The organism is Bradyrhizobium macuxiense (assembly GCF_007993935.1).
In the GTDB taxonomy this organism is placed as follows: domain Bacteria; phylum Pseudomonadota; class Alphaproteobacteria; order Rhizobiales; family Xanthobacteraceae; genus Bradyrhizobium; species Bradyrhizobium macuxiense_A.
The window spans coordinates 501,587-526,675 of record NZ_VITY01000001.1 but is presented as its reverse complement, the minus strand read 5'-3'; the positions used below and the strand labels follow the sequence as shown (position 1 = coordinate 526,675).

Below are 25,089 nucleotides of genomic sequence, written 5' to 3'. Positions count from 1 at the left end.
CGGTCAGCGATGTTGCGCGCCGCTGATTGTTCAGGACCCGACAGCGACGGCCACGGTTCGCGTGTTCTCCGCTATGCTGCCTGCGCTCGCCGGCGGACGATGGTGCTCGCGAAAGGCACTTGCCAACGTCTTCAAGGCCGCACGCGACCGGGTGTCTGACAACGTCGATAGCAGCATGATCTCGGATGGGGGCAGGGCGGGGAGGCCGAACTTCTCCGTCACCTCGATGGTGCCGGGCGGCGCCACCCGGCGTGAGAACACCGAGATCGCGAGGCCCGCCGAGACCGCATCGGCGACGGCAAAAGCGCCGCAACCGAGGAAGGTTTCCGTCCATGGCAGTGCCGCTGCGTCGAGCGCGCGCGTCGCGGTGTTGAGGATGCCGCAGGCGGGTGACGATGCCGCCAATCGAAACGGCTCTCCGTCGCGATGGAGAAAGTCCGGCGTGGCAAACCAGCCGAAATGATCGGGGCCGAGAACGACGCCGTCGCGGCGATCGTCGTCCCGAAAAATGATCACTGCGTCGATCATTCCGCGATCGAAGGTGTCGAGCAGATCACGGGCGTCGTCGAGGCGCACCTCGATCGTGAGCATGGGATCATGTGCATTGAGCCGGGCGAGCAGGGTGGGAAGTTCGGGGGCGCCGACGTGAGTGGCGATCCCCAGGGAAAAGCGGCGGCGGGCTGACGACAGTCCAGCGACGGCGCGATCATGGGCGGCGAGCAGTTCGCGCGCGGGTGCAAGGAACTCGGCCCCCTGGGCCGACAGGCGCACCAGCCGCGGTGTCCGCTCGATCAGCCTGTGGCCGACCTGGCGCTCCAGCCGCTTCAGCTTGACACTGATCGCGCCTTGCGTCGTGCCGAGCGCGTCGGCGGCGCGGGTAAAGCTCCTGAGCTCGGCGATGGTCACGAAGGTCTTCACGGCGTCGATGTCGAGCGTGGTCATGTCAGTCATCCGGAATTGTTGTCTCTGAAATATCTAGTCATCCAATTCACCAATGCTCAAGGCGTGACTAGCTTTGCGTGGTGAAGCGCCGCGGCCACCCGATTCCTGCCGCTGCTGCCTCAATACATCGTGAGTCGATCGACCGACGCTGCTGCCAGCACCCTGGCAACAGCGTGCGGTATGCCGTTGGCTTGCCACAACAAAAGGCCTGATCATGTCTACTGAATTGAGCCGCCGCGGCGCCGTCGTGCTGTCTGCCGTTTGCCTTGCCTGTCTGATGTTTGGGTTGGAGATCTCCAGCATCCCCGCGATCCTGCCGACGCTGGAGCGGGTGCTGCATGCCGATTTCAAGGCGCTGCAATGGATCATGAACGCCTACACCATCGCGGTGACGACGGTGCTGATGGCGATCGGGACGGTGGCGGACCGCTACGGACGCAAGCGCATCTTCCTGGTCGCGATCGCGGCGTTCGGCGTCACCTCGCTGATCTGCGGCGTCGCCTCGAGCGTCGAAATGCTGATCGTTGCCCGCTTCCTGCAAGGCCTGAGCGGCGGCGCGCTCTTGATCTGTCAGATCGCCGTGCTGTCGCACGAATTCCAGGGTGGCCGCCTGCGCGCCGTCGCCTGGGGCTGGTGGGGCGTCATCTTCGGCATCGGTCTCGGCTTCGGGCCGATCATCGGCGGCGCCGTGGTCGCGGTGCTGAGCTGGGAATGGGTATTCCTCGTCCACGTGCTGTTCGCGGCCGTGGCGTTCGTGCTCACGATCGGCGGCGTGCATGAATCCAGGGACCCCAAGGCGAGCAGCCTCGACGTCGCCGGTATCGTGACGATGTCGCTCGCGGTGTTCTGTCTCGCGTTCTACATCACGCAGGGGCCGGATCTCGGCTTCGTCAGCCCGAAGGGGCTCGCGATCCTCGGCGTCTCCGCGGTGAGCTTCATTGCGTTCCTCGTCGCCGAGCGAATCAGCCGGCGGCCGATGTTCGACTTCTCCGTGTTCCGGATCCCGGCGTTCTCCGGTTCGATCGTCGGCTCGGCGGCGATGAACCTCAGCTACTGGCCGTTCATGATCTATCTGCCGATCTGGTTTCACGCCGGCCTCGGCTATGACAGCGTGTCCGCGGGCCTCGCGCTGCTCGCCTACACATTGCCGACGCTGGTGATGCCGCCGTTCGCGGAGCGGCTGTCGCTGCGCTACCAGCCGGGCCTGATCATCCCGGCGGGACTGTTCACCATCGGCACCGGATTCATGCTGATGAAGTTCGGCAGCGCTGCCGCGCAGCCTGACTGGCTGACGATGCTGCCGGGCTGCCTGCTTGCCGGAATCGGCCTCGGCATCACCAATACGCCGGTCACCAACACGACGACCGGCTCGGTCTCGAGCGACCGCGCCGGCATGGCCTCCGGCATCGACATGAGCGCGCGGATGGTCTCGCTCTCGGTCAACATCGCGTTGATGGGCTTTATTCTGGCGAGCGGTGTGCTGGCACATCTGAAGGCGGTGCTGCCGGCGCTCGACGGTGCGCAACTCCGTGTCCTGGCCGAGCGGATTGCGTCCGGCGACGCCGCATCGGCGCCAGAGCTGACCGGCCCGGTCGTGCACCAGGCGCTGGCGAGCGGATTTGGCTGGGTGATGCTCTATGGCGGCATCGGCGTCTGGATCATGGCTGCGGTCAGCTTCCTGATCTTCAACGCGCGGACGGTGCGGCAGCCGGAGGTTCAGTGCACCAAGTGACGCAATGTCGCCGCGCTCGCCCCGAGATCAGAAGTACGTAGGGGCGGGCAGGCGGCATCGGTCACTTCACAAGCGTCAGCAGCGGCTTGTTCTTCTCGACGATATAGGTCGCAAGCTCGCTGGCGGTGACGTTGCCGACATTCTTGGCCGCGTGGATGGTGCCTGCCGGGATGAACAGCACGTCGCCGGCCTTCAGCGTTGCCGGCGGCCTGCCGTCGACGTCGTATTGGAGCGTGCCGGCGAGCACATAGATGATCTCTTCGCCAGGGTGGGTGTGCTGGCCGAAGGCCTTGCCCGGCGCGATGTCGACGCGCACCTGGACGGCTTCACGTCCGGGCGCGCTGAGGTCGTGGCGCTGCAAATCGGTTCGAGCGATGCCGCCCGGCTGCTGCGCCTGCGCGCTCGGGATCGTCAGGAGACTTGCAGCGAACAAGGCCGTCCTTGCGAGGAGGCGCGTCGCCATCATCAGCTTGCTGGTCATCTTGAACTCCTGGAGTTGTGCTGTCCGACCGCGAGCCGGCAAGTGGCCGGCCCGCGTCGGAGGTCATCACGTGATCGTCTCAGACCAGGGTGGTGGTGACGTCGATGTTGCCGTGAACCGCCTTGGAGTAGGGGCAGATGCCGTGCGCGGCTTCGATCAACTCCTGCGCAACCTCGCGCTCGACGCCGGGAACGTGGACGTTGAGGCGCGCGCTCAGGAAGTAGGCGCTGCCGGCCTGGTTCAGGTCGATCTCGGCGTCGACCTCGGGCTCGCTCGCGAGCTTGACCTTGCGCTGTCCGGCGGCGAGCTGGATTGCGCCGATGTAGCAGGCCGACCAGGCGGCGGCGAACAGGTTTTCGGCGGCCGGGTGCGGCTGCGGCAGCTTGACGTCGAGGAAGCCGTCGCGCGAGCGGGCGGCGCCGTTCGGGCCGGCAGTGACGTGGGTCTTTCCGGTGACGAGAACCTTGGCATTGGCGGTCATGGCGAATTCCTTTTGATTGAAGATAAATCGTATCCGATTTAATCGGATGCGTGTTGAAATAGACCCCGCGTCAGGCGATGTCAAGCTCTTCCGATTTAATCGGATACGATTTATATTGGCCGGACTTCACAAACTCCGGAGACGCCTGTGACCCGCCCCGCTAAGGCTGAGACCAAAGGCCGAAAACTCTCGAATTTTCTGTGCTTTGCGGTCTATTCGGCCAATCTGGCCTTCGGCCGCGCCTACAAGCCGATCCTCGACGCGGTCGGCCTGACCTACACCCAATACATTGCCATGATCGCGCTGTCGGAGGCCGACGAGCAGACCGTGAGCGCGCTCGGCGAAAAGCTGTTCCTGGAATCCAACACGCTGACGCCGATCCTCAAGAAACTGGAGCAGAGCGGCTACATCAGCCGTACCCGCGATCCCGCCGACGAGCGGCAAGTGCGGGTGAGCCTGACGGCGGCGGGCCGGCGCTTGCTCGACAAGGAGATCAACGCGTCGCTGGTCGAGGCCACCGGGCTCGGCGACGACTTTCCTGTCGTGCAGAAGAGCGTGGTCAGACTACGCGACAATCTGCTGCATCATACGCGCGGCGATTCGAAGAAGGGCTGATCGAAGCGGCCGGTCGGCAGCGGCAAGCGATCCTGAAGCTCAGTTCATCCGGAGGCAAGCTCGCGACGTGCGGGCCGCGATGGGCCGGAATCGAACCGGCTCATGGCGGTTTTGCAGACCGCAGCGTTCCCATTTCGCCACCACACCCGAGCGAGGCGCGTACGCCTCGCTTCAGTCCTTGAACGGATCGAACTCGCCTTCGCCCGCCATGGCCACGGCAAACGGCCGCAGCGTGTGCAGCACCTTCAGCGTTCCGGCGTGCCGGGCAAGCACCTCCGGCAGGCGCCGATAGGCCATCGGGCTCTCGTCGAGATCGGCGCCGACAAGCGTGACGCCGCGCTCGTTGAGCCAGCGGTCCATCTCCTCGCGCGTGAAGCGGCGCTTGGCTTCATTTCGCCCGAACAGCCGACCGGCTCCATGCACCGTCGAGTAGAGCGAGGCCTTGGCCTCCGGACTATCGACGCCCTCGAGGATGACGGCATCATCGCCCATCGACCCGCCGACAAAGCCCCGCTGTCCGGGGAAGGCCGGCGTCGCGCCCTTGCGCACCACCCACAAATCCTTGCCGTCATGCGTTTCCCGCCAGGCGTAGTTGTGGTGGTTGTGCACGGACTCGGTGACCTTGCCGCCGATGATCTGGCGGACACGATCCACGACCCACTCGCGGCCCGCATAGGAATAGCGCCCGGCGAGCTGCATCGCGGCGATGTAGCGGCGCCCGAGTTCGGAATCCTCGTCGACGATGGCGGGCGGAACATTCATCCCGTCCTTGCCGCCGGCGGCCTTGAGGTAGCGGGTCGCGCTGGTGTGCCCGAGCCCGCGGCTTCCGAAGTGAACGCCGATCCAGACGAAACCCGCCTCGTCGCGCATCAGGTCGACATAGTGGTTGCCGGAGCCGACCGTGCCGAGCTGGCCGACGGCCTTCTGCCGGTATGCCTCCATGTCGCTCTAGCGCTAGGCGTCGCTATCGTCGAACAGCGCGTGCTCAACCTTCTCGACGTTCTTCCGGCCGATGCCGAAGGAGATCACCTTGGCAACGTCGCGGATGATGGTCGGGACGGTCGCACGGATGTCGTCGAAGCGCACATCGAGCTGCGCGGCCATGTTGCCGCAGCCGATGTCGAAGCCGACGCCGGAGATGCTGATCTGCTTCTCATACGCGATCACGCCGCCGACCGGCTGCGCGTAACCGAGATGGCCATCCGCGCAGATCACGCCGGACACGACGTTGCCGACCGCCATGCAGTTTCGCATCTGCGTGATGGTCGCCGCGTCATGCTCGCCGAACACCTTCAGCGGCGCGTTCTTGAATCGCTCCTCCTGCGGGCGCAGCATCGCGATCTCCGACGAGGCCGCATCGGCCTCGCGCGCAAGCTTCTCCTTGCGGGCGGCATCGCGATACAGGCACCAGGCCGGCTGGCCGCGGCCTTCGCCGACGCGGGAGTCCGGATCGATGCCCGCGGCGAGGCAGAGTTCGCGGGCGCGTTCCTGGTAGGGATCAGGTCGTCGCATTGTCTTGGTTCCTGCTGAATCTGGACAAGCCACGCGCACGCCGCGCGGTCATTCGGGATTGTCCTTGCCGGAGCTTGAGCAGACCGCTTGTGGGCAACAAAAAACCCTCCGAAGCGGCTGGCTCGGGAGGGTCCGTAACGTACGGATTGTCGATCCGCGCTTAGGCGAGACCGCTCCCATGAACCGGGCATGCACAGACGATCGGCCGTAGATTGGCTGACGGTTTGCGGATCTGTTCGTATCCTTGCTGCGGTTTCAGTGTCATCGGTTCGCTCGCACTTGTTCGCAAACATGGCGTTCGCGAGGGTCGCCGAAATACGCCTGCAACCTCTGAATGTCAAGTGACGGGGTCGCCTGTCGCTGTGCGAATGTGACGCAAGGCGGTGCGTGCTTGACGAATTCTTCAGTGCAGCGCCGATGATGTCGATCGAGCGCGGTTGCATCTGCGCGAAGGGAAGACGGATATGGCATCACGCTCGATCTCCTGCATGACGCTGGCGCTGGCGTTCTACGCTGCGGTGCTTCAGCCTTCGCACGCTGCCGAATCCGGCGCACCGATCCGTATCGGCGCGGTGCTGCCGTTCTCCGGCGGCGTCGAGCTCTACGGCCAGCAGGCCAGGCTCGGGCTCGATCTCGCCGCGAAGGACATCAATGCTGCCGGCGGGATTCTCGGCCGGCCCGTCGAGGTGATCTATGCTGACGACAAGACACGACCGGAAGCCGCCGCCGACGCGATGCGTTCGCTGGTCGCAAAGGATGGTGTGCTGGCCGTGGTCGGCCCGATCACCTCGCGCAATCTGAATGCGCTGGTGCCGCTCGCCGAGGGCTCGAAGACACCGCTGCTCTACGCCACCAATTACGAGGGCGGCAAATGCAGTCGTTATCTGTTTTCGTTCGGCGCGGTGCCGAACCAGGAGCTTGGCCAGCTGCTGCCCTACATGACGCAGACCTTCGGCAACACGTATTTCCTGCTCGGCGCCGACCGGGTCTGGCCGCACCAGATGTTCGACATCGCGCAGCCCTTGATCGAGAAGCTCGGCGGCAAGGTGGTCGGGACGAAATACACGCTGGGGACGGAGACCGACTTCTCACCGCTGATCAAGGAGGTCGCGGCGAGCAAGGCGAAGGTGCTGCTGTTCGCGCTGAAGGGCGACGGGATGGACTTTATCCGCCAGGCCGGCGCTGCTGGTTTGCTGAAGGACGTCACGGTCGCTTTCCTTGGATTGTCCGAGGTCGATCTCGGCATCTTCCGCGGCAAGGGCCAGAACATGGTGACAGTGGTGCCGGCGGTCGCGGCGAGCGATGACCCCTCGGTCAAGGCGTTCGTCGCGAAGGCCCGCGCCACCGCTGAGCCGGGCGTCGCGGTCTCGAACTATGTGATGACGCATTACAACACCCTGATCGCGCTCAAGGCGGCCGCCGAGAAGGCCGGCAAGCTCGACAAAGAGGCCATCATCGACGCGATGGCGGACCTCACCATTCCGTCGCCGACCGGCCCGGTGACGCTCGGCCAGGATCATCACGCGGCGATGAACATGTTCATAGCCAAGACGCAAGGTACGGAACTAGTGCAGGTCCGCCCGCTCGGCGCGATCACGCCGCAGCCCGGATGCAGTTTGGCCGGTCGCTGACGAGGCGGCTATCGCGGCGCCGGCCGTGGAGGCCGCCACGCCCCCAAATAACTCCCAAATAAAATGAGCCGAAGCGGTCGCGGGCTGTCGGTTCCATGCCGGTCCGTTCGTCTTCCAGCTAGAACGAGCAGCATGGGAGTTCCGGAATGAGCAATTCGACCTATCGTTGGGTGATCGTCGCGGCCGGTGGCCTGCTCGGCTGCGTCGCGATCGGCGGCATGTTTTCGTTGCCGGTGTTCCTGCAGCCGATGGCGCGGGAGACCGGGTGGTCGGTGACCGGCATCTCGAGCGCCATGACGATCGGCTTCCTGGCGATGGCCTTCACCAGCATGATCTGGGGTACGCTGTCCGACCGCTTCGGGCCGCTCCCGGTGGTGCTGACCGGATCGGTCGTGCTGGCGGCGAGCCTTGCGCTGGCCAGCCAGGCGCCATCGCTGCTGGCGTTTCAGTTCATGTTCGGCGTGCTGGTCGGCGCCGCCACGGCCGCGATCTTCGCGCCGATGATGGCTTGCGTCACCGGCTGGTTCGATACGCATCGCAGCATCGCCGTCTCGCTGGTGTCGGCGGGCATGGGCATGGCGCCGATGACGATGTCGCCGCTGGCGGCCTGGCTGATCTCCCACCATGACTGGCGGACCGCGATGCTGATCGTGTCCGGCGTCGTCGGCGCGATCATGATCCCGGTCTCGTTCCTGGTGCGCCGCCCGCCGGCGCTGCAGGGTGATCACGCCGCAGCGGCGACCGCGAACGGAGAGCCGGCGATGTCGCTGGGGCAGGCGCTGCGCTCGCCGCAATTCATCATCCTGATCGCGACCAATTTCTTCTGCTGCGCCACCCATTCCGGTCCGATCATCCACACCGTCAGCTACGCCGTCACTTGCGGCATTCCGATGGTCGCCGCGGTGACGATCTACAGCGTGGAAGGGCTCGCCGGCATGGGTGGCCGCATCGCCTTCGGCCTGCTCGGCGACCGTTTCGGCGCCAAGCGCGTGCTCGTGCTTGGGTTGCTGGCGCAGGCGTTCGGCGCGCTCGGCTACGTCTTCGTGCGTGAGCTTGCCGCGTTCTACGCGGTCGCGGCGGTCTTCGGCTTCATCTACGCCGGCACCATGCCGCTGTATTCGGTGCTGATCCGCGAGAATTTCCCGCTGCGGATGATGGGCACCGTGATCGGCGGCACCGCGATGGCCGGCAGCCTCGGCATGGCGACCGGACCCCTGGCCGGCGGCCTGATCTACGACACCTTCGCGAGCTACACGTGGCTCTATGTCGGCTCCTGGGCCGTCGGCCTCGGCGCGTTCCTGATCATGATGACCTTCCGGCCGATGCCGGCAGCGCGGCCCACCGCGGTGCCCGCGCCGGCCTGAGTCTGCTGCTCGCGTGGAGCGAATGATCTCGCTTCACGCGCGGCTGCGCTTCGGCCGCCGGATGGCGCGCACCTTGTTGTTGGTCGAGCCGCTGCCGCAGTAGAACCGGTCCTTGCCGTCGGACTCGAGCCCGGAGACGAACGTGCCCTTCGGCATCTCCAGCCGTTCCATGACTTCGCCGGTCTGCGGATCGATGCGCCTGACGTCGCTCTGGTCCTCTTCCCAGGTGCCGTGCCAGAGTTCGCCATCGACCCAGGAGACGCCGGTGACGAACCGGTTGCTTTCGATGGTGCGAATAATCTTGCCGGTTTCCGGATCGACCTGAACGATGGTGCGGTCGCGATACTGGCCGACCCACAGCGAGCCTTCCGCCCAGGCGAGGCCGGAATCGCGGCCGCCGCCGGGCGAGGGGATCGTCGACACCACGCGTCCGGTGTTCGGCTCGATCTTCAGGATACGGTCCTCGGCGATCTGATAGAGGTGCTTGCCGTCGAAGGCGGTGCCGGCATGGGCCGCAATGTCGAGGGTGCGGGTGGTGGTGCCGCTCTCGGGATCGAAGGCGACCAGCTGGCCACCAGCCGCGAACCAGACCTGCTCGCCGTCGAAGCTGACGCCGCCGACGCTCTCGACGCCTTCGAAGGCATATTCCCGGATGATCTCGGCTTCGGACTGCTTCATGCGGCGCTCCAGGTTCTTGTTTGACGCGTTTTCTGCACGCGAACCGGTATCCACTTCGCTCGAAAACGCTTCTGATTGGGGCCCGATGCTAGCCGTTCGGCAGCGGGGCAGGGAGTAACAACGTCGTCGTGAATCCCGGCACCGGGGGCGTCATCCAGCGCCGCGCCCGGGCGCGGCCGACTGATTGCACCTTGCCGGTGGCCGCCAGCGCATCGAGCGCGCGCTGCACGGTACGCTGGCTTGCCCCCAGCGCGACCGACAGCGCCGAGCTCGACCAGGCCTCGCCGTCGGCGAGGAAGGCCAGCACCGCCGCGTGTTCTTCCTCGACCGGCAGCGCCAGCACGGTGACCTCGCGGCGGCCATGCGGCTCCAGCACGAAGCCGTCAGGCGTCGCGTTGAGATCGGCGAGCGGCTGCAGGGCCCGGCGCAGCCGTCCGATCTCGACCCGCAGCCGCGCGCGGTGCGATTCATCGGCGTGCTTGCCGCGAAACGCGCGCGCGATCAGCAAGCTGCGCGACACATCCTGCGGCCAAGCTTCGCCCAGCGCCCGGGCGAGCGCGAACAGCACCGGCCGCCGGTTCAGAGAGATGGTCGTGCGGGAATCACGCACGGCATAACGGCAGGCATCGACGACCAGTGCCTTCGACGCCATCAGCGCCTCGACCTCCTCGAGCAGCAGCGGCCGCTCGCTGCCGCGCGCGATCAGGCGTGCCGCGGGCGTCGCGAGCAGGTGAGCGGTGCTCTCGACCTCGGCCGCAAGCGCGGCGATGCGGGCGCGCCGTGCGGCATCCCGTGCCCGTGCCAGCGCCTCGCGTGCCGGCTGCGTCCGCAGCCGCCGCATCGCGATGCCGGCGACGACCAGTTCGTGGCCGACGCGCAGTGCCGGCGGAAAGGGCGCCGGATCGAGGCCATCAAGCATGCGCTCGGCGGCATCGAGACTCCCGATCAACAGCAAGCGGCGAATCTCGAGATAGCCGGCGTGCGCGGCGTTGAGCGCATCGCCGCGCGCCGCGAGCGTTGCGCGCGCCGCAGCGAGGCTCTTGCTGGGAAAGGACAGGTCGCGCGACACCAGCGCGATCTCGGCCTCGGCCACCACGCAGCGCGACCGCGCGATGGCCTCGCGCGGACCGAAGGCGCGGCCCGCGCGCCGCAGCAACTCCTTGGCGCGGGTGAAATCGCCGAGCCGGGCCATCGCGATGCCGCGCAGCGCAAGCGCCGGCGCATCGTCGCGCAGGGCCACCCGTTTCAGTGCGCCGAGGGGATCACCCGCCGCGAGCGCGCGCGCCGCAGCCGTAATCAGCGAGTCCATTCGAATCCCGACACACTTGTCACTCTCGCCCTCCGAGGCCTGGTCCTAACCTAGCACATGACGACATGGATCATCTCCAGTGAGATCGAATGATGACCGGTTTAGAAACACATGAGGATTGGTTGAAGGGCCGGTTTGGCGGCCGCGGTGCGATCGCCGCGCGCTGGCTGTCGCTGGCGGCGGCGCCGACCTTTGCTGTGATGGCGCTGGTGGCCGCGCTGGCGCCGGCCGACATGATCTGCGGCGCCATGCAGGGACCGTTGTCACTGCAGGGGATGGTCCCGATGTACGCGCTGATGAGCGCATTTCACCTGGCGCCGTGGTTGCGCCTGTTCCGATGACCGGCTCATGGCTCCGGCAGGGTAAAGACCGCGCATGGCCGCACGATGCCGCGCAGCTCATGGGTGCCGAGCGCGACCAGCGGCATTTCGGTCTCGGCGGCGACGGCGCCCGAAACCAGCACGGTCTTCTCCAGCGGCTTGCACAGGCCTTCGAGCCGGCTGACCAGATTGACCGCGGCGCCGATCGCGGTGAAGTCGAGACGATCGGCGGCGCCGATATTGCCCCAATGCACCTCGCCGAGATGCAGCGCCGCGCCGAACGCCAGCGGCGGCAAACCGCGGCTGCGCCGCTCGGTATCGAGATGCGCCATGCCGACGCGCGCCGCCGACACCGCGCGCAAGGCCGCCTCGCATGCGCTGCGCGCGCTGGTCGTGACCGGAAAGATCGCGAGCAGTCCGTCGCCGATGAACTTCAGCACCTCGCCGCCGAAGGCGTGGATCGCACCGGCGATGCGGTCGAACCAGGCATCGAGTGCTGCGATCACCTCGGCGGGCGGATGGCTTTCGGAGAGCGCGGTGAAGCCGCGCAGATCGGCAAACAGCAGCGCCGCCCGGATGGTTTCGCCGGTGTTGCGCCGCAATGGCGCTGCCAGCACGCGCGCTGCGCTGCGCCGGCCGAGATAGGCCTCCAGCGCCGCGGTCAACGTCGCGCGCGCGGCAAGCGCGGCGAGCGGCGCGGCCATGAAGCGCGCCGCCTCGCGCAATCGATTCGCCTCGGCAGGTGTGAAGGTACGTGTCCCGATCCAGCCAAGGGTCGGGCCGTCCGGCCGTGTTCCAATCGTGTCCTCGTGGATCGGGCCGGGCGCGAGCGCGCCGAGCCAGCGCCGGCCGGCATCGCCGGATCCGACCATGTCGGGCATTGCAAAAGGTTGTTCCGGCGCGAAGCCGAGCGCTTCGATGACCTCGCCATTCTCGGCGCGCCACAGCCAGGTGCGCCTTGCGATCAACGGATGCGGAACTTCCAGCGTCAGGGCGCCACCGGCAAGCGGCAGGCCATCTGTGATAAGGTGGCTTCCGAGGTCCGCCAGCAACCGGTTGGCGCCCGCGGTCTCGGCCGCGGCGTCGACCAGCCAGCTCAGTGTCGAGGACAATTGCATCGCCCCATCATGGGGTCGATGCGCCACCCATGTCACGAATTATCCCCGAAGACCCACCGGCAATGGAGAATGGATCGATGACTGAAGCCTTCATCGTTCAACGCGAGATCCAGATCGCAGCCCCGCCCGCCACCGTATTTGCGTTCCTGACCGATCCACAGAAGATCGTGAGCTGGATGGGGCTCGAGGCCGAAACCGAGTTGCATCCCGGCGGGCTCTATCTGCTCAAGGGCCTCGGTGACGATCGCACACGCGCCGCGCGCGGTGCGTTCCGCGAGGTCGTGCCGGTGCATCGTCTTGCCTACAGCTTCGGCTGGGAAGGCGGCGCGGAAGTGCCGCCGGGATCGAGCCTGATCGAGATCGACCTGATCGACAAGGACAGCGGTACGCTGCTGCGCATGACCCACAGTGGCCTGCCGAATGCCGAGCAGTGCGCCAGCCACGCCAGGGGCTGGGCGCACTATATGGACCGGCTCTCGCTCGCGGCTGCCGGCCGCGATCCCGGGCCGGACCGTGGTCCGGCCAACCGCAAGTGACATCGCGTCAGGTCGGCCATTTCGAGCCGAGGATGATCGAGCAGAAGTTCATCCTCGTGTAGCTGATGTCCTTCAGCGCCAGCACGTCAGCCTTGACGTTGCCGAAGGTGGTCAGCGGCTTCTTGATGGTGCCACTGGCGAAGTGATCGATGTTCTCCTTGAAGTTCGCCGCGCGGATGGTGCGCTCCGGCACGCCACAGCCCCTGAGGAAGTCGCGCGGCGTCGGCGCCCTCGACCTCGAAGCGCGGGTCGGGCTCGGCGGTGTCGCCCGCGCAGTACCGGTCGAGTTTTCGCAAATTGTGACGCCGTTCATGAAGCGGACGCGTGATCGGGGATACGATCAACCTGCCCGAATTGTGCTCCAATCTTGCAACGTTTCAGCGAGGCTGCCATGGACGCGCTCACGCTCTTCATCATCCGTCATGCCGAGAAACCGGGCGAGTCCTGGCCGGGGCCCGGCTTCACCGAGGATGGTGTGTCCGACACCGAGTCTCTGGTGCTCCGTGGCTGGCAGCGCGCCGGCGCGTGGACCGCATTATTTGGCACCGATCTCACCGGCGGCGACTATGCCAAGCCTGATGCGATCTATGCCGCGACACCAGGAACCGAGCCCAATCAGCCGCCGTCGAGCCGTCCCGCCGAGACGATCTCGGCGCTATCAGCGCGTCGCGGCCTGACGCCGAATGAAGGGTTCGGCAAGGGTGACGAGCCGGCGTTGATGAAGGCGGTCCTGGCGTCGAAGGGCGTGGTGCTGCTGTGCTGGGAGCACAAGGCGATCATCTCCGACATCCTGCCGCTGATCCCGGTCAGCAAGGGCACGCCGCCGACCAAATGGGAGGGCAGCCGGTTCGACGTCGTGCTGCGCTTCGAGCGCGCCAAGGGCGACGACAAGTTCGCCTTCAAGGAGCTGTTTCCGAAATTGTTGTCGGGCGATTCCGACAAGCCGCTGGGCGGCTGAGAGCCTCTAAATCTATTCAGCCCGTCATTGCGAGGAGCGATAGCGACGAAGCAATCCATGCTTCCGCGTATGCCGCGCGATGGATTGCTTCGCTTCGCTCGCAATGACGAGCATAAATCCGTCACCCCTCAGCCGCGCTGCGGCTCTGCCTGTCAGTCCAGCCCGAGCGCCTTGCGCGATTTGCGTGTCGGCTTCGCGGCGATCAGCGCATGGGCCTGATCGAGATAGGCCTTGAGCTCGGCGTCGGGCAGGGCGTCGTTCCTCGTTAGCTGCACCCATGTGGCGCGCGCCAGATACGGCGCGGGCCGCGCCAGGCCCTGCTCGATCAAGAGCTGATAGGCCATGTTCGAGGTCTTGAACATGAATCCGCCGGTGCTCTCGATGTAGCCGCCGGCCAGCGCGAACATCTTGCCGCCGACCTTGAACACCGACGTGCCCTCCCACTGCACCACCTTGGTGGCAGCGGGCAGACGCAGGCAATGGGCTTCGAAGGATTTGGGGCGCATGTATCGGAAGGGTCAGGAGGGCCCAAAGCCATAATCCAGCCGCGCGACGGTCGACAAGCCCGGTGAGGGCCGGCAATCCCTCGCTCGTTCCGGTCCCCGCTGCGTCTTCACTGGCTCACGAAAACGTGGGTTGCCGCCATTCCATCTCTAGACATATCGTAAGATATGTTTTCAGTAAGGAACAAGAAGATGAGACGATCGATGTTTCGCGACCGGGACCACGAGGGCTTCGGATTTGGCTTCTTCATGGGACGACACGGCAGGGGCGGCCATCGCTTTGGCCGCGGCGGTCATGGCTTCTTCGGGCGGGGCGGCGGCGGTGACTTTCCGGGATCGCGGCGACTGTCGTCGCAGGACCTGCAACTCGTGATCCTGGCGCTGCTCGGCGAGCAGTCGGCGCACGGTTACGAGCTGATCAAGAAGATCGAGGAGCGGTCGGACGGCTTCTACACCCCGAGCCCGGGCGTGATCTATCCGGCGCTGACCTTCCTCGAGGAGATCGGGCACGCCAGCGTCACCCAGGACGCCGCACGCAAGCTCTACAGCATCACCGAGCAGGGCAAGGCGCATCTCGCCGAGAACCGCGCCACCGCCGACACCATTCTCGAAGCGCTGTCGCGGATCGGTCGCCGCATGGAGGAGGTGCGCGAGGCCTTCGCCGGCGTCAGCGATCTCGATGGCGGCGCGTCCGACGATGTGCACCGCGCTCGTCACGCGCTGAAGAGCGCGCTGCGTCAGAAGCGCGGCTGCGACGCCGCCGAGGCACGGCGCATCGCGAAGATCCTGGACCGCGCTGCCGCTGAAATCCTGCAGCAGTGACGCAGTCGCGGGCAAGGAGTAACGCTGTCGCTTAGGGGCGGCAGCGAGTTCTGCCTGAAGGTGGCGCGGGGATCTGTTCCCGCGCAGGCAGGAAATCCCGTTGGCGTGATTGTGAGCCGCGATGGCTTCACGCCATGCTGGATTTTGCCGGCGCTTCTTGCTCTGCTCTCAAAAAACAGGGAGCGAAGCGCCGCATGTCCGATGTCCCGCCTAATCATCCACTCGATCGCCCGATCTGGAGCGCGCTGACCACAAGACAGCGCGGCCTTGCCGAAGTCAGTACCGACGCCCGGCGCTTTCCGGTCGCGATCGCACCCTTCGCCGACATGGCCGATATGTCGCCGGAGAGCTTTGCTGCGCTTGGCGCGCTGCTGTCAGGACCTGACATCGCGGTGCTGTTCACGCCTGATCCGGTCACCGTGCCGCCGCAGTTCAAGACGCTGCTGGCCGAGACCGGCGAGCAGATGATCGGCACGCCGGCGGACTTTTCTCTGCCCGGCGTCGAGATCGTCACGCTCGGTGCCGCCGACGTTCCCGCGATGATGGCGCTGACGGAACTGACCAAGCCTGGACCGTTCAGCGCGCGGACCCATGAGCTCGGCAACTTTTTCGGCATTCGCGTTGGCGGCGAGCTGGTCGCGATGACCGGGGAGCGGATGAAGCCGGCGAACTATACCGAGATGACCGCCGTCTGCGTGCATCCGGATCATCGCGGCCGCGGCTACGCGCAGGCGCTATTGTCGGCGGTCGGCCGGCAGATCGTGGCGCGCGGCGAAATTCCGTTCCTGCACGTCTTCACCAGCAACGTCTCGGCGATCGCGCTCTATCGCCGCCAGGGCATGGAAATCCGCCGCCGTCTGCACATCACGGTGCTGCAAAAGCAGCGGTAGGCCAGGGCTGAAGGGAAGCTCTCCACAGAGATAGATGGCACTGGCGTCGCGCTCGCTGAGGGCACCCTGTTGCCGGTGAGATGCACCGAGCGCCTCTCACATTGCACTCGTCGCGGAGTTAGGCAATTCTCAGAGCGAGCCTTACGGAGAGACAAGCGATGCGATCACGCTGGTTGGAGCTTATCGCATTCCTGCTGGTGATTTTCATCGAGGAGCCGGCCATGGCCGAATATCTAACCGTTAGCGAAGAAACGCGATCCGAGATCGCCACCCTTGTGGCCGCCGAGGCTGCCGCCTGGGATAAGGGCAGTGCGGAGGCGTTCTGTGATCGCGCGCTGCCCGATATTTCATTCACCAACATCTTTGGTATGTTCTCAGTCGGCAAAGCGCCATTTGTCGCCCAGCATGAGCGCATATTCTCGACCATTTACAAAGGTAGTAGCAATCGTCTGCAGATCGAGCACATCGCGTTGGTCAAGCCGGACGTTGCAATCGTCGATATCTTGACGGTGGTGACGGGCGTTCAGCGTCCGCCCCCCGGCGTTACGTTTATCGACGGTGCGTTACACTCGCGGCTGCAACAGGTTTTGGTGCGGCGGGCGGACGGCTGGTGGGTCGCGTCCTTTCATAATGTCGCCGTGAACCCGGCTTACGCACCCAAACCGTGACGAGGGTGCGTTCAGCGAGATCGGCGAGCGCGCAATGTCGCTGATTGGTCCTTCGCGACTTCTCACGTTGCCGCACGAATCTGGTCGCTGCAAGCGTACAGCGCACGTAGGCGTCGTTGCGTAGGCAGCCGGTTTAATGGGTACACGGCCCAGCATTACGCCCTCAGCCCGAAGAGCCGCCAGTCTACCGATCCCGTTCACGCCAGCCTGTTGCCCGCGAGATGCACCGTGCGCTTGTCGCAGCTCGGATCGATCGCGACGGCATTGGTCGCGATCCGGCCGCGGGCGGCGACGTTGTTGCTGATCTCGACATTCCTGGCGCGGCCGACGAAGATCGCGCTGTCGGGCTTGATATGGAAGAACTCGCCGGCGCCGAACGTGTTGCCGCGCAGAAAAGTCTGGCCGATCACATTGCCGGCGATCTTGGCGCCGTCGGCGTTGCTGACGAAGATCGCATAGATGTAGGAATCGTCGATGTAATTGCCTTCGATGATGACGCGCCGGTTCTGGAAGTTGTCCTGGAATCCCTTGGCGCCCTGAGGCGCCACCATGCCGACATAGATCGTACCGAGCGTATCGCTGCCGGCGGTCAGCTCATTGGCGCCGTTGACGCAGTGGCTGAAGCGGTTGTTGCGGAACACGAGGTTGTCGGCAAACCCGGACTCCGACCAGAAGCCGATGTCGCTGCCCGCCTGCAGCGCGACGCCGGTCGCGAAGGTGAACTGGCAGTTCTCGACGATGGCGTTCGGCGCCTTCATCAGCACGCGGCCGCAGGCGTGGAAATTGCAGCGCAGCACGGTGGCGCCGGATCCGATATGCGTTAGCGAGGTGACGGCATCGCCGACCTTGAGCGGCAGGTCCTGCTGCAGGACCACGTCGTAGATCAGGTCCGGCTGGGTGGTCGGGCTCCGGTTCTTCCAGAGCTGGGCGATCTTCGCCTTCAGCTCCGGTGCGTGCCGCTTGGTCAATTGCGCGACTTTGCCGCGTCCGAGTGAGCGAAACGTCGCATGGTCGCAGCTCTCGATGTCGTCGCCGGCCACGAGGCCGATGTCCCATTTCGGACTGAGCAGAAACCGCCGCGGCGCGCTCTTCGCCACGACGTAATAATAGAAGCCGTGCACGTTGATGGCGTCGTCGGAGGTGTTGGCGAAACTGCAGTCCTCCATGGTCGGACCGTGCGCGACCGCGGTGAAGTGCGAGCCGTCGGAATTGGTCGAGATCAGGCGGTCGGCCGTTGCGCCCTTCGGCCGGGGTCCCGGAACGACCGAAACCTTTTGCAGCATCATCGAGCCTTCGCCGCCGTTCTCGATGATGCCCATACCGGGCGAGGCGAGAAGCTTGAGATCGATCAGGCTGGTGGCGACGCTGGAGTCAACTGCGATGGCGTGCGCGCCGCTATTTGCAATGGTGACGACGTCACCAACCGCAATCGGCAGCTGGCTCGGAAAGCAATCGTTGGCGCTCCACCGCAGATGCACCTTGATCAGCCCGTCGCTGGCGCGTGTAGCATGGGCCGGCGACAGAAAATCCCTGGCGCCGGTCTTCAGCGCTTTGTTGTGACGGTCCATCACCTTGAAGAAGCCATCCGTGAGGGTGGCCAGCAGCGCGGCATCATCGGGATAGCCGGGGTCGATCTTCACCGTGATCTCGACGGCTTGCTTGTCGAAGGCGGTGATCGTCCCCTGCGTGAAGGGCAGCGGGTCGTAGTCGATGGTGAGATCGCGGACGGTGAGGCGGTTGCAGCCGGAGATCGTCAACGTTCCGCTGCGCGTGGTGTTGATCAGCTGCGCGCCATTGCCGTTGAGCTCGAAGCCGTGCAATTGCGGGAACGCGAGCGGCCGCTTGATCCGGTAGCTGGCGTTCTTCTCCAGGTTAAGGACGATGTGAATCGGCCCCGCCTTGCTGGCGTCAGCCGCTGCCTTGGCGACGGCGGCCAGCGCCTTGGCAAAAGCCGCGTCGGCGTCGCCGCCGGACGTGGCGGAGAAGGTTGTCATGTCAAAGCTGGCCGCGCCCGGGACCGACACTGGTTCGGCGCGGCCTTCCGTGCCGAGCAACGGGCTCGCAACAAAAAGCGAGGCAAGCGTCAGCGCCCGCCGGCGGCTGATCGACATGGAGCGCGTCTCCTTGCAAGACCGGGATCGGTCGCGCGCATGGTCGGTTCGCGAAGATGAATTGGAGCCAAACGGCGTCGAGCTGGCGCAGCCGCTCGCGACATTGTGAATGACGTCGCCGCCGGTCGCGCGCTGCGCCAGCGGTGCGCTCGTCCATTGCACCAAAATGTATTGAGCCCGGGCGCGCATGGCGCGTCCGGGCTCGTTGTTGTTGATGCAACATCAGTGCATCGTCTGTTCCGACGCTGCGATCCAGGCGATGACGGCCTCGGAAAAGCCGTCGACCCGCGTCCACGGGCCGTGTCCGACGCCGTGCTGGTAGGACGCCACGTTGACCATGTAGCCACGTCCCTTCGGGGCGGGCACCTGGTCGTGGCTCTGCTCGTCGGTGAAGACGATCAGGCGATCGGCCTCGCGGTCGATCTCCGTCACGGCCTTGCCGAGATACGTCCCGCCATGCAGCTGCGAGCCGATGATCGCATCGCGCAGCGCGAAGCCGCGGCGCGGCGGCAGCTTCACGACATCATTGCTGAACGTGAAGATCTCCACCTCGTCGCAGACCTCGCGGGCGAGGATCGCAAGCCCGCAGGCTGCTTCCGCCCGCGTCATCTCGGACTGGGCCGAGAGCGGCGCGAACATCGATCCCGACACGTCGATCACCAGCCGCGTGCGGCCATCGAGCCGCGCGTAGTCCTTGACCGACTTCAGCATCGCTGCCTCGAGCTCCGGCTCGAAGTCCGGCGCATAGCGCGCCGCCGTGATGAAGCGGTAGGGCAGGATGCGGTCGGTCCGCATCGCGTCGATCGCCTCCGCGATGGTCCGGCGCGGCACCTCCGCCTTCTGCATCAGGCGCAGGTTGCGGAGCAGCGCCAGCCCGCCGAGCCGGTTGTCGGCGATCAGCCGCTCGAAGGTCTCACGCTTGTCCTTGCCGGACGACAGCGAAACCTCCCAGGTGTCGGGCGAGGCCAGCTCGCCGTCGACGAGCTGCTTCCACACCTTCTCCTGCGCAGCGTCCTTCGGCTTGGCGTGGACCAGGAACAGCACGTCCTTGATCCGCACCGCGCCGTCGCGATCGTACTTCGCGAGCTGGTAGGCGTCGAACTTGGTCAGCGCCCGCGCCAGGCCCTTCTTGATCTGCGCCGAGACGGGCTGACGCTTGCGCTGCTGCTGAGGGCCGAGCGCATCCGCCCAGTAGATCGCAAGCAGCTCGGTCATCTCGTCCGGCCGCTGGATCACCCGCGCCAGCGTATCGGCGACGAGGGCGCGATGGGTCGGATGCCGCGCCATCTCGCGGACCACGAGCAACGGCGCGTGCCGCAGCTTCATGGTCTCGCGCGCAGCGATGGCGAGTTCGGCCGTCCGCTCGGGCGCGACCAGCGGCACCAGCGCCTTGATGCGATCGGCGATCGCGACCCCGTCCTCGTAGAACTGGCTCTCCCACAGGAGGCAGTTCAGCAGCGCGCGCCGCAGCTCCATCTCGGGCGTGAAGCGCTTGCCGCGCGCACCCTCGCGGGTGAAGGCGCGCATGATCTTGTTGATCGTGGCCATGATGGCCTCCTTTCTAGGTGAGTATGGGTTGGAAAGTGGTGCCGGGGAACAGGCGAGCCTGTACTGCCCTTGCGGGCGTCGCACGCTCTTCCATCGAGCCACGGACTTTTGGTCCGGAAGGAATCGAACCTTCTGCCTTGCGATCCGATGCAACAGATCTCTTCACCACCGGCATTGACGGACCACGTCCCGGGAACGGGCGATTGCTGAGACCCCGGCCAGCCAAGACCGACCGGGTAGCGCTCTATCCGCTGAGCTACCGGCGCACACGACACCGGGCGGGATTCGAACCCGCGACCTCTCGTTTCACAGACGATGTAACAGCGATCTTCACCACGGGGCGTGGAAGGGATCGGCGGGGAACAATCGATGCTGTTGCTGCCCTTGCGGGCGAACCGCCTTTCGGCGTGCGGGCCTCGAACCCGCTCGGCGCCGTAGCGCCTTTCCACGAAGTAACAGACATCTTCACCACCGCCTGACCGGCGCAACTGCGCCGGCCGTTGATAGGTACGCTGGGGAACTGGCGATATCGGTGTCAGTGACGACAACACAGTCGCTCGCCTTGCGGACGAGAGACTGCGCCGGGCCGCACGCGGACCTTCGCCAGGCCGCATCCCGGTGCGTGTGTCACAGGCGGGATTCGAACCCGCTCTTTCCGGTCGAGCGAAGTATCCGACATCTTCACCACCAGCGTCGGTTGAGCCGCGGTGACGCGGCAAACCGTTTTGAAAAGTTTCGTCGCGGCGCTGTCGACGCGCCGCCGATTGCGAACTCCTCGGAGTTCGCTCTGCCATCGGTGTCCGGCTCATCGCCTCGTTCCCTCCGGCAGGCCCCGCGCGCTTGGGCACGCGCGTGTCCGCGCGAGCCCCGGGATCCGGGTCTCCCGTTCCGGCTTGCGCCGGGCAGTTCAGGTGAGCCGTGCTGCGGACAACAAAAAACCCTCCGGAGCACTTGGCTCGGGAGGGTCCACATTGATTGCGGACTGTCGACCTCGCGCTATGCGAGGTCGCTCCCATGAGCCGGGCACACGCTATCGATCGGCCGGAGGCCGTTCGATAGTTGGCGGAATCTTTCAAATCCGTAGTGCATCATCTGGCTCATGTTTGATCGCGAGCGATGGTGCTCGCGAAGGTTGCGGGACATACGCCTCGTCGATGTCGATGTCAACAACGGAAATGATAGCGACGGAAAAATTCAGCGCCGCTTGTGCGGCTTCGCTGTGCTCGCGGGTTTGCTGCCGCGCGCAGCGATCCGCGTCAGCGCATCTGCAAACGCGTGTGCAGCGGGGCCGATCGGCTCGTCGAGCCGGTGCGCGAGATAGGCCTCCATTGTAAGCGCCGCGTTGCGACCAAGTGCGCCGGTCTCGATCCGCACCAGGCGGCGTTCGTTCAAGTCGCGCGCCACCTGCCACAGCGGCAGCCGGCCCCAGCCGAGCCCGGCCAGGATCATGGCGTGCTTGGTGTCCTGATTGCTGACCCGGCAAATCTGCGGCGAGAGCACGCCGAAGCTGCGGCCTTCCGACAGCGGCGTCGGGTCCGACAGCACGATCTGCAGATGATCGGCGAGGTCGGCGACGCTCTTGCGGCCACGGCGTGCGAGCGGATGGCTTGCCGAGGCGACGGCGACGATCTGCACGGAGCAGATCGCGTCGAGCGCGAGGCGGGGATCGCGAAAATCCTCGCCGACGGTGACGGCGAGCGCGCTGCGCCGCTCGGTGAGGGCTGCGATCGGACCGCCCATCGGTTCGACCGCGAGCCGCACGCTGACGGATGGATAGGCCGTGCGCATCTCCGTCAGCGCCGCGCCGATGGCGGCGATCGGAAACAGCGTGTCGACGACAACAGCGAGTTCCGACTCCACCCCGTCGCCAAGGCCGTGGGCCCGCGCCCGCATCGCATCGACGCGGAGCAGGAGGTCGCGCGCATTGCCGAGCAGCGCCTTGCCTTCGGCGGTCAGCGCCGGGCGATGGCTGGAACGGTCGAACAGCGCGAGGCCGAGCTCGGTCTCGAGGTTGGCGATGGCATGGCTGACCGCGGACTGCACCCGCGCCAGCCTGGTCGCGGCGGCGCGAAAGCTGCCGCTGTCGGCGATGGCGACAAAGACGCGGATCTGATCGAGCGTGAGGTTATCGAGCATGATCTATGAAATCGATCAAATGGATGCAAAACTTATCACTCCTGTCGATGGCATGGAAACGCTATTTGTGGGGCTTGAGCCTAGGGCGGAGTGCACGCATGACGATCGAGACGGCCGTGGCGCAGCAGAGCGAGACCAAGCGATGGGCGACGGTCGCCATCGTGATGGGCTGCGGGATCGGCGCCGCGTTGCAGGTCGGGAAGGTGCCGATCGCCGCGGCGATGCTGCAGCAGAACCTCGGCATCGACCTCGCCGCGGTCGGTACGATCGCCGGCATCTTCGCGGTGCTGGGGCTGGTCGGCAGCGTGCCGGCCGGCGTCGTGATCGCCGCGGTCGGCGCGCGCAGGGTGCTGCTGTGCGGCCTTGCGGCCATCACGCTCGGCGCGGCGTCGGGCGCGCTCGCGCCGTCGCTTGCGGTGTTGCTGGCGTCGCGGCTGCTGGAAGGGCTCGGCTTCCTGCTGGTGATGGTGGCCGCGCCCGCATTGCTCGATCGTGTCGTCGATGTCAGCGCGCGCAACGTCACCATGGCGGTGTGGAGTTGCGTGATGCCGTTCGGCATCGCGCTGGCGCTGGTGGCCGGCCCGATGTTCGATGGGTGGCGCGCGATCTGGTGGGCCAGCGCCGGCTTTGGCGCCGTGCTGTTCGTCCTCGCTGGCATCACCGTGCCCGAGGTGGCATCGCGGACCGGCCCGGCGCGCAGCGGGCTGATGCAGGAAGCCGCCGCGCTGGCGCAGCGGCGCACGCCGGCGCTTCTGATGGTGCTGTTTGCGCTGTACAGCCTGATGTTCTTTGCGCTGTTCAGCTTCCTTCCGATCCTGCTCACCGCGCGGCTCGGCGTCTCCAGCCAGAGCGCGGGCGGGCTCAGTGCGTTGGCGGCAGCGGCCAACGTGGTCGGCAATCTCGCCGCCGGCAATCTGCTGGCGCGCGGCGTCAACCGCAATGGGTTGATGGCCGCGGCGGCATTGGTCATGGGCGCGTCCGCATTCGGGATCTTCCTGCCGATGCTCGGCGGGTGGAGCGCATTCGTTCTGTGCCTGCTGTTCTCGGCGATCGGCGGCCTGATCCCGGCGACGTTGCTTGCAACCGCGCCCGCGGCGGCGCGTTCTGCGGCGATGGTGCCGGTCATGATGGGGCTGTTGATGACGGGCAGCAATTTCGGCCAGGTCTGTGGACCGATCGCGGTCGGCGCCGTCGTCTCGGCCTGGGGCTGGGGCGCGGCCAGCGTCATGGTGGCTGCTGCGGCGATCCTTGCCGGTCTCGCGGCATGGCTGCTCGCGCGCGGCGATCACAACGGCGTAAGCGAGGCCAGGGACCCGGCTTGACGGCGCGGACGCAGAGCGCGAAGGAGTGAAGCTCTCTCACGCCAACGACAACAGGAAAGTTTCATGACACGCGTGCGCTGTATCACCGAAATGGGCATGGGCGTCGACGTTCACGGCCGCGACGCCACCAAGGCCGCCAAGCGGGCGGTGTCGGATGCGATCCGTCATTCCAGCCTCGGCTTCTTCCGCATGCTCGACAAGACCGCCAACGACATGTTCGTCGACGTCACGATCGCCGTGCCTAATCCGGAAGCGGTCGATACCGACGCCGTCGCCAAGGAACTGCCCTATGGCACCAAGACCGTGAAGGCGATCGCGGGCGGGCTCGAGATTCCGTCCGATCTCGGCAACGACCCGATCCTGATCGCGAACGCCGCCGTCATCGTCAGCTTCGACGACGGGAAGTGATCGTGGTCGACCGGACCATTACCCCGCGTCGTCCCGGCTTTCGCCAGCACGACGGAGGTGGTCAATCGCCACCCTTGAAGTAGTCCGGCTTGCCGGTGGTCCAGGTCTCGCCCCAATGCTGGCCGCCGCCGTCGACAGTCAGCGTCTCGCCGGTGATGAACTTGCCGGAGGGCGCGGCGAGATAGACGGCGGCTTCCGCGATGTCCCACGGCGTGCCCGGGCGCATCATCGGATTGGAGCGCGGATAGGCGGCGCGCGCCGCCTCGCTGTAGACGTTCCAGCCCTCGGTCTCGATCGCACCGGGCGCGATGCAGTTGATGCGGATGTTCAGCGGCGCCCACTCGACCGCGAGCGCGCGCGACAGGCCGATCACGCCGGAGCGCGCCGCGATCGTATGCGCGATGCCGTAGAGGCCGTGGGTCGTGACCACGACGACATTGACGATGCTGCCTTGATGTTTGCGGTCGCGCCAGCGTTGCGCCGCGGCCTGCATCATGTACCAGGTGCCGTTGAGATTGGTGTTGATGACCGCGTTCCAGCCCTTGATCGAGAAATCGATCGCGGCCTGCGGGAACTGACCGCCGGCGCTGTTGACGAGATGATCGACGCGGCCATGCGCGGTCCACAATGCATCGAACATCGCGTTGACCGCGTCGGCATCCTTGATGTCGGCGACGTGTGCGGATGCCTTGACGCCGCGATGGCCGAGACGATCGACCAGCGCATCGAGCTTGTCGGCATTGCGTCCCACGACGACGACATGCGCGCCGAGCCGGGCGAACAGCCAGGCGATGGCGCGGCCGATGCCGCCGGCGCCGCCGGACACGACGACCACCTGGCCGGCCAGCGCATCCGCCGCGAACACGGTCGGATGATCCGCGAGTTCGTCGTCGGAAAGGCCGAGCGCTGCGCTTGTCTGTTGATCGTGCTGCTGATCGTCCATGGCCGGTTGCAGACCTTGCGGCTTTCAATGAGCTCCGTACATTAGCCGTCCAACAACAACC

At 66.0% G+C, this 25,089-nt stretch carries 23 protein-coding genes, 1 tRNA gene and 2 pseudogenes; 12 read left to right on the top strand and 14 right to left on the bottom strand.

The annotated features are described in order from the left end of the window. Nucleotides 1-30 precede the first annotated feature (30 nt). Nucleotides 31-942, bottom strand: a complete 912-nt coding sequence (locus FBZ93_RS02550) for a LysR family transcriptional regulator (RefSeq protein WP_167528883.1) — start codon at nt 940-942, stop codon at nt 31-33. Between the two features lie 214 nt (nt 943-1,156). Between FBZ93_RS02550 and FBZ93_RS02545 the strand changes: the two genes are divergently transcribed. Further along, nucleotides 1,157-2,674 carry an MFS transporter gene (locus FBZ93_RS02545; RefSeq protein ID WP_146984395.1) on the top strand — a complete coding sequence of 506 codons (1,518 nt, stop codon included), beginning with the start codon at nt 1,157-1,159 and terminating at the stop codon, nt 2,672-2,674. A gap of 61 nt (nt 2,675-2,735) precedes the next feature. On the opposite strand, the gene FBZ93_RS02540 is transcribed toward FBZ93_RS02545, so the two are convergent. Beyond that, nucleotides 2,736-3,140, bottom strand: coding sequence for a cupin domain-containing protein (locus tag FBZ93_RS02540; protein WP_167528916.1), 405 nt, complete (start codon nt 3,138-3,140; stop codon nt 2,736-2,738). A 94-nt stretch (nt 3,141-3,234) separates the two neighbouring features. Beyond that, nucleotides 3,235-3,636, bottom strand: a complete 402-nt coding sequence (locus FBZ93_RS02535) for an Ohr family peroxiredoxin (protein WP_050419009.1) — start codon at nt 3,634-3,636, stop codon at nt 3,235-3,237. A 147-nt stretch (nt 3,637-3,783) separates the two neighbouring features. Between FBZ93_RS02535 and FBZ93_RS02530 the strand changes: the two genes are divergently transcribed. Continuing rightward, on the top strand, nt 3,784-4,251 hold the full coding sequence (locus FBZ93_RS02530) for a MarR family winged helix-turn-helix transcriptional regulator (protein ID WP_146984393.1): 468 nt from the start codon (nt 3,784-3,786) through the stop codon (nt 4,249-4,251). Nucleotides 4,252-4,326: 75 nt separating this feature from the next. Here the strand turns inward: FBZ93_RS02530 and FBZ93_RS02525 are convergent. Both FBZ93_RS02525 and FBZ93_RS02520 read right to left on the bottom strand, forming a co-directional pair. After that, nucleotides 4,327-4,399 (bottom strand) — tRNA-Cys (locus FBZ93_RS02525). A 23-nt stretch (nt 4,400-4,422) separates the two neighbouring features. Continuing rightward, a pseudogene (locus FBZ93_RS02520) lies at nt 4,423-5,505 on the bottom strand (RtcB family protein). A 722-nt stretch (nt 5,506-6,227) separates the two neighbouring features. Between FBZ93_RS02520 and FBZ93_RS02515 the strand changes: the two are divergent. Further along, entirely contained in the window at nt 6,228-7,394 is a 1,167-nt protein-coding gene (locus FBZ93_RS02515; RefSeq protein ID WP_146984392.1) for a substrate-binding protein, read from the top strand. A 146-nt stretch (nt 7,395-7,540) separates the two neighbouring features. Next, on the top strand, nt 7,541-8,758 hold the full coding sequence (locus FBZ93_RS02510) for an MFS transporter (protein WP_146984391.1): 1,218 nt from the start codon (nt 7,541-7,543) through the stop codon (nt 8,756-8,758). A gap of 33 nt (nt 8,759-8,791) precedes the next feature. Here FBZ93_RS02510 and FBZ93_RS02505 read toward each other — a convergent pair whose 3' ends face one another. Both FBZ93_RS02505 and FBZ93_RS02500 read right to left on the bottom strand, forming a co-directional pair. Continuing rightward, nucleotides 8,792-9,436, bottom strand: coding sequence for a Vgb family protein (locus FBZ93_RS02505; protein ID WP_146984390.1), 645 nt, complete (start codon nt 9,434-9,436; stop codon nt 8,792-8,794). An 88-nt stretch (nt 9,437-9,524) separates the two neighbouring features. Next, the gene (locus FBZ93_RS02500; protein ID WP_146984389.1) at nt 9,525-10,745 is read right to left on the bottom strand and encodes a helix-turn-helix domain-containing protein; all 1,221 of its coding nucleotides are present in this window, start codon (nt 10,743-10,745) and stop codon (nt 9,525-9,527) included. A gap of 92 nt (nt 10,746-10,837) precedes the next feature. Here FBZ93_RS02500 and FBZ93_RS02495 point away from each other — a divergent pair, with 92 nt between their 5' ends. Continuing rightward, nucleotides 10,838-11,086: a hypothetical protein gene (locus FBZ93_RS02495; protein WP_246667332.1), complete on the top strand. Its 249-nt coding sequence runs from the start codon at nt 10,838-10,840 to the stop codon at nt 11,084-11,086. Between the two features lie 5 nt (nt 11,087-11,091). Here the strand turns inward: FBZ93_RS02495 and FBZ93_RS02490 are convergent, their stop codons facing one another. Beyond that, on the bottom strand, nt 11,092-12,183 hold the full coding sequence (locus tag FBZ93_RS02490; protein ID WP_146984388.1) for an adenylate/guanylate cyclase domain-containing protein: 1,092 nt from the start codon (nt 12,181-12,183) through the stop codon (nt 11,092-11,094). Nucleotides 12,184-12,260: 77 nt separating this feature from the next. Here FBZ93_RS02490 and FBZ93_RS02485 point away from each other — a divergent pair, with 77 nt between their 5' ends. Beyond that, on the top strand, nt 12,261-12,719 hold the full coding sequence (locus FBZ93_RS02485) for an SRPBCC family protein (RefSeq protein WP_146984387.1): 459 nt from the start codon (nt 12,261-12,263) through the stop codon (nt 12,717-12,719). 7 nt (nt 12,720-12,726) lie between these two features. On the opposite strand, the pseudogene FBZ93_RS02480 reads toward FBZ93_RS02485, so the two are convergent. After that, nucleotides 12,727-13,021, bottom strand: a pseudogene (locus FBZ93_RS02480) (phosphohydrolase); the annotation flags it as partial. A gap of 89 nt (nt 13,022-13,110) precedes the next feature. Between FBZ93_RS02480 and FBZ93_RS02475 the strand changes: the two are divergent. After that, on the top strand, nt 13,111-13,677 hold the full coding sequence (locus tag FBZ93_RS02475) for a histidine phosphatase family protein (RefSeq protein WP_146984386.1): 567 nt from the start codon (nt 13,111-13,113) through the stop codon (nt 13,675-13,677). Between the two features lie 152 nt (nt 13,678-13,829). Here the strand turns inward: FBZ93_RS02475 and FBZ93_RS02470 are convergent, their stop codons facing one another. Beyond that, the gene (locus FBZ93_RS02470) at nt 13,830-14,183 is read right to left on the bottom strand and encodes an MmcQ/YjbR family DNA-binding protein (protein WP_146984385.1); all 354 of its coding nucleotides are present in this window, start codon (nt 14,181-14,183) and stop codon (nt 13,830-13,832) included. Nucleotides 14,184-14,384: 201 nt separating this feature from the next. On the opposite strand from FBZ93_RS02470, the gene FBZ93_RS02465 reads away from it, so the two are divergent. The 3 genes from FBZ93_RS02465 to FBZ93_RS02455 all read left to right on the top strand — a co-directional run bounded on the left by FBZ93_RS02465 (nt 14,385) and on the right by FBZ93_RS02455 (nt 16,560). Beyond that, on the top strand, nt 14,385-15,002 hold the full coding sequence (locus FBZ93_RS02465; protein WP_146984720.1) for a PadR family transcriptional regulator: 618 nt from the start codon (nt 14,385-14,387) through the stop codon (nt 15,000-15,002). A gap of 194 nt (nt 15,003-15,196) precedes the next feature. After that, nucleotides 15,197-15,892: a GNAT family N-acetyltransferase gene (locus tag FBZ93_RS02460; protein ID WP_146984384.1), complete on the top strand. Its 696-nt coding sequence runs from the start codon at nt 15,197-15,199 to the stop codon at nt 15,890-15,892. Between the two features lie 158 nt (nt 15,893-16,050). Continuing rightward, nucleotides 16,051-16,560, top strand: a complete 510-nt coding sequence (locus FBZ93_RS02455; RefSeq protein ID WP_146984383.1) for an SgcJ/EcaC family oxidoreductase — start codon at nt 16,051-16,053, stop codon at nt 16,558-16,560. A gap of 197 nt (nt 16,561-16,757) precedes the next feature. Here FBZ93_RS02455 and FBZ93_RS02450 read toward each other — a convergent pair whose 3' ends face one another. The 3 genes from FBZ93_RS02450 to FBZ93_RS02440 all read right to left on the bottom strand — a co-directional run bounded on the left by FBZ93_RS02450 (nt 16,758) and on the right by FBZ93_RS02440 (nt 22,355). Next, entirely contained in the window at nt 16,758-18,671 is a 1,914-nt protein-coding gene (locus tag FBZ93_RS02450) for a right-handed parallel beta-helix repeat-containing protein (protein WP_146984382.1), read from the bottom strand. Between the two features lie 222 nt (nt 18,672-18,893). Next, nucleotides 18,894-20,219, bottom strand: coding sequence for a TROVE domain-containing protein (locus tag FBZ93_RS02445; protein WP_146984381.1), 1,326 nt, complete (start codon nt 20,217-20,219; stop codon nt 18,894-18,896). Between the two features lie 1,194 nt (nt 20,220-21,413). Beyond that, a complete protein-coding gene (locus FBZ93_RS02440; protein ID WP_146984380.1) occupies nt 21,414-22,355 on the bottom strand; it encodes a LysR family transcriptional regulator in 942 nt (313 codons plus the stop codon). 98 nt (nt 22,356-22,453) lie between these two features. Between FBZ93_RS02440 and FBZ93_RS02435 the strand changes: the two genes are divergently transcribed. Together FBZ93_RS02435 and FBZ93_RS02430 are read left to right on the top strand one after the other, a co-directional pair. Continuing rightward, on the top strand, nt 22,454-23,677 hold the full coding sequence (locus FBZ93_RS02435) for an MFS transporter (RefSeq protein WP_146984379.1): 1,224 nt from the start codon (nt 22,454-22,456) through the stop codon (nt 23,675-23,677). Nucleotides 23,678-23,740: 63 nt separating this feature from the next. Then, entirely contained in the window at nt 23,741-24,085 is a 345-nt protein-coding gene (locus FBZ93_RS02430) for a Lin0512 family protein (protein WP_146984378.1), read from the top strand. A 61-nt stretch (nt 24,086-24,146) separates the two neighbouring features. On the opposite strand, the gene FBZ93_RS02425 is transcribed toward FBZ93_RS02430, so the two are convergent. Continuing rightward, nucleotides 24,147-25,028 carry an SDR family oxidoreductase gene (locus tag FBZ93_RS02425; protein ID WP_146984377.1) on the bottom strand — a complete coding sequence of 294 codons (882 nt, stop codon included), beginning with the start codon at nt 25,026-25,028 and terminating at the stop codon, nt 24,147-24,149. Between the last annotated feature and the right edge of the window lie 61 nt (nt 25,029-25,089).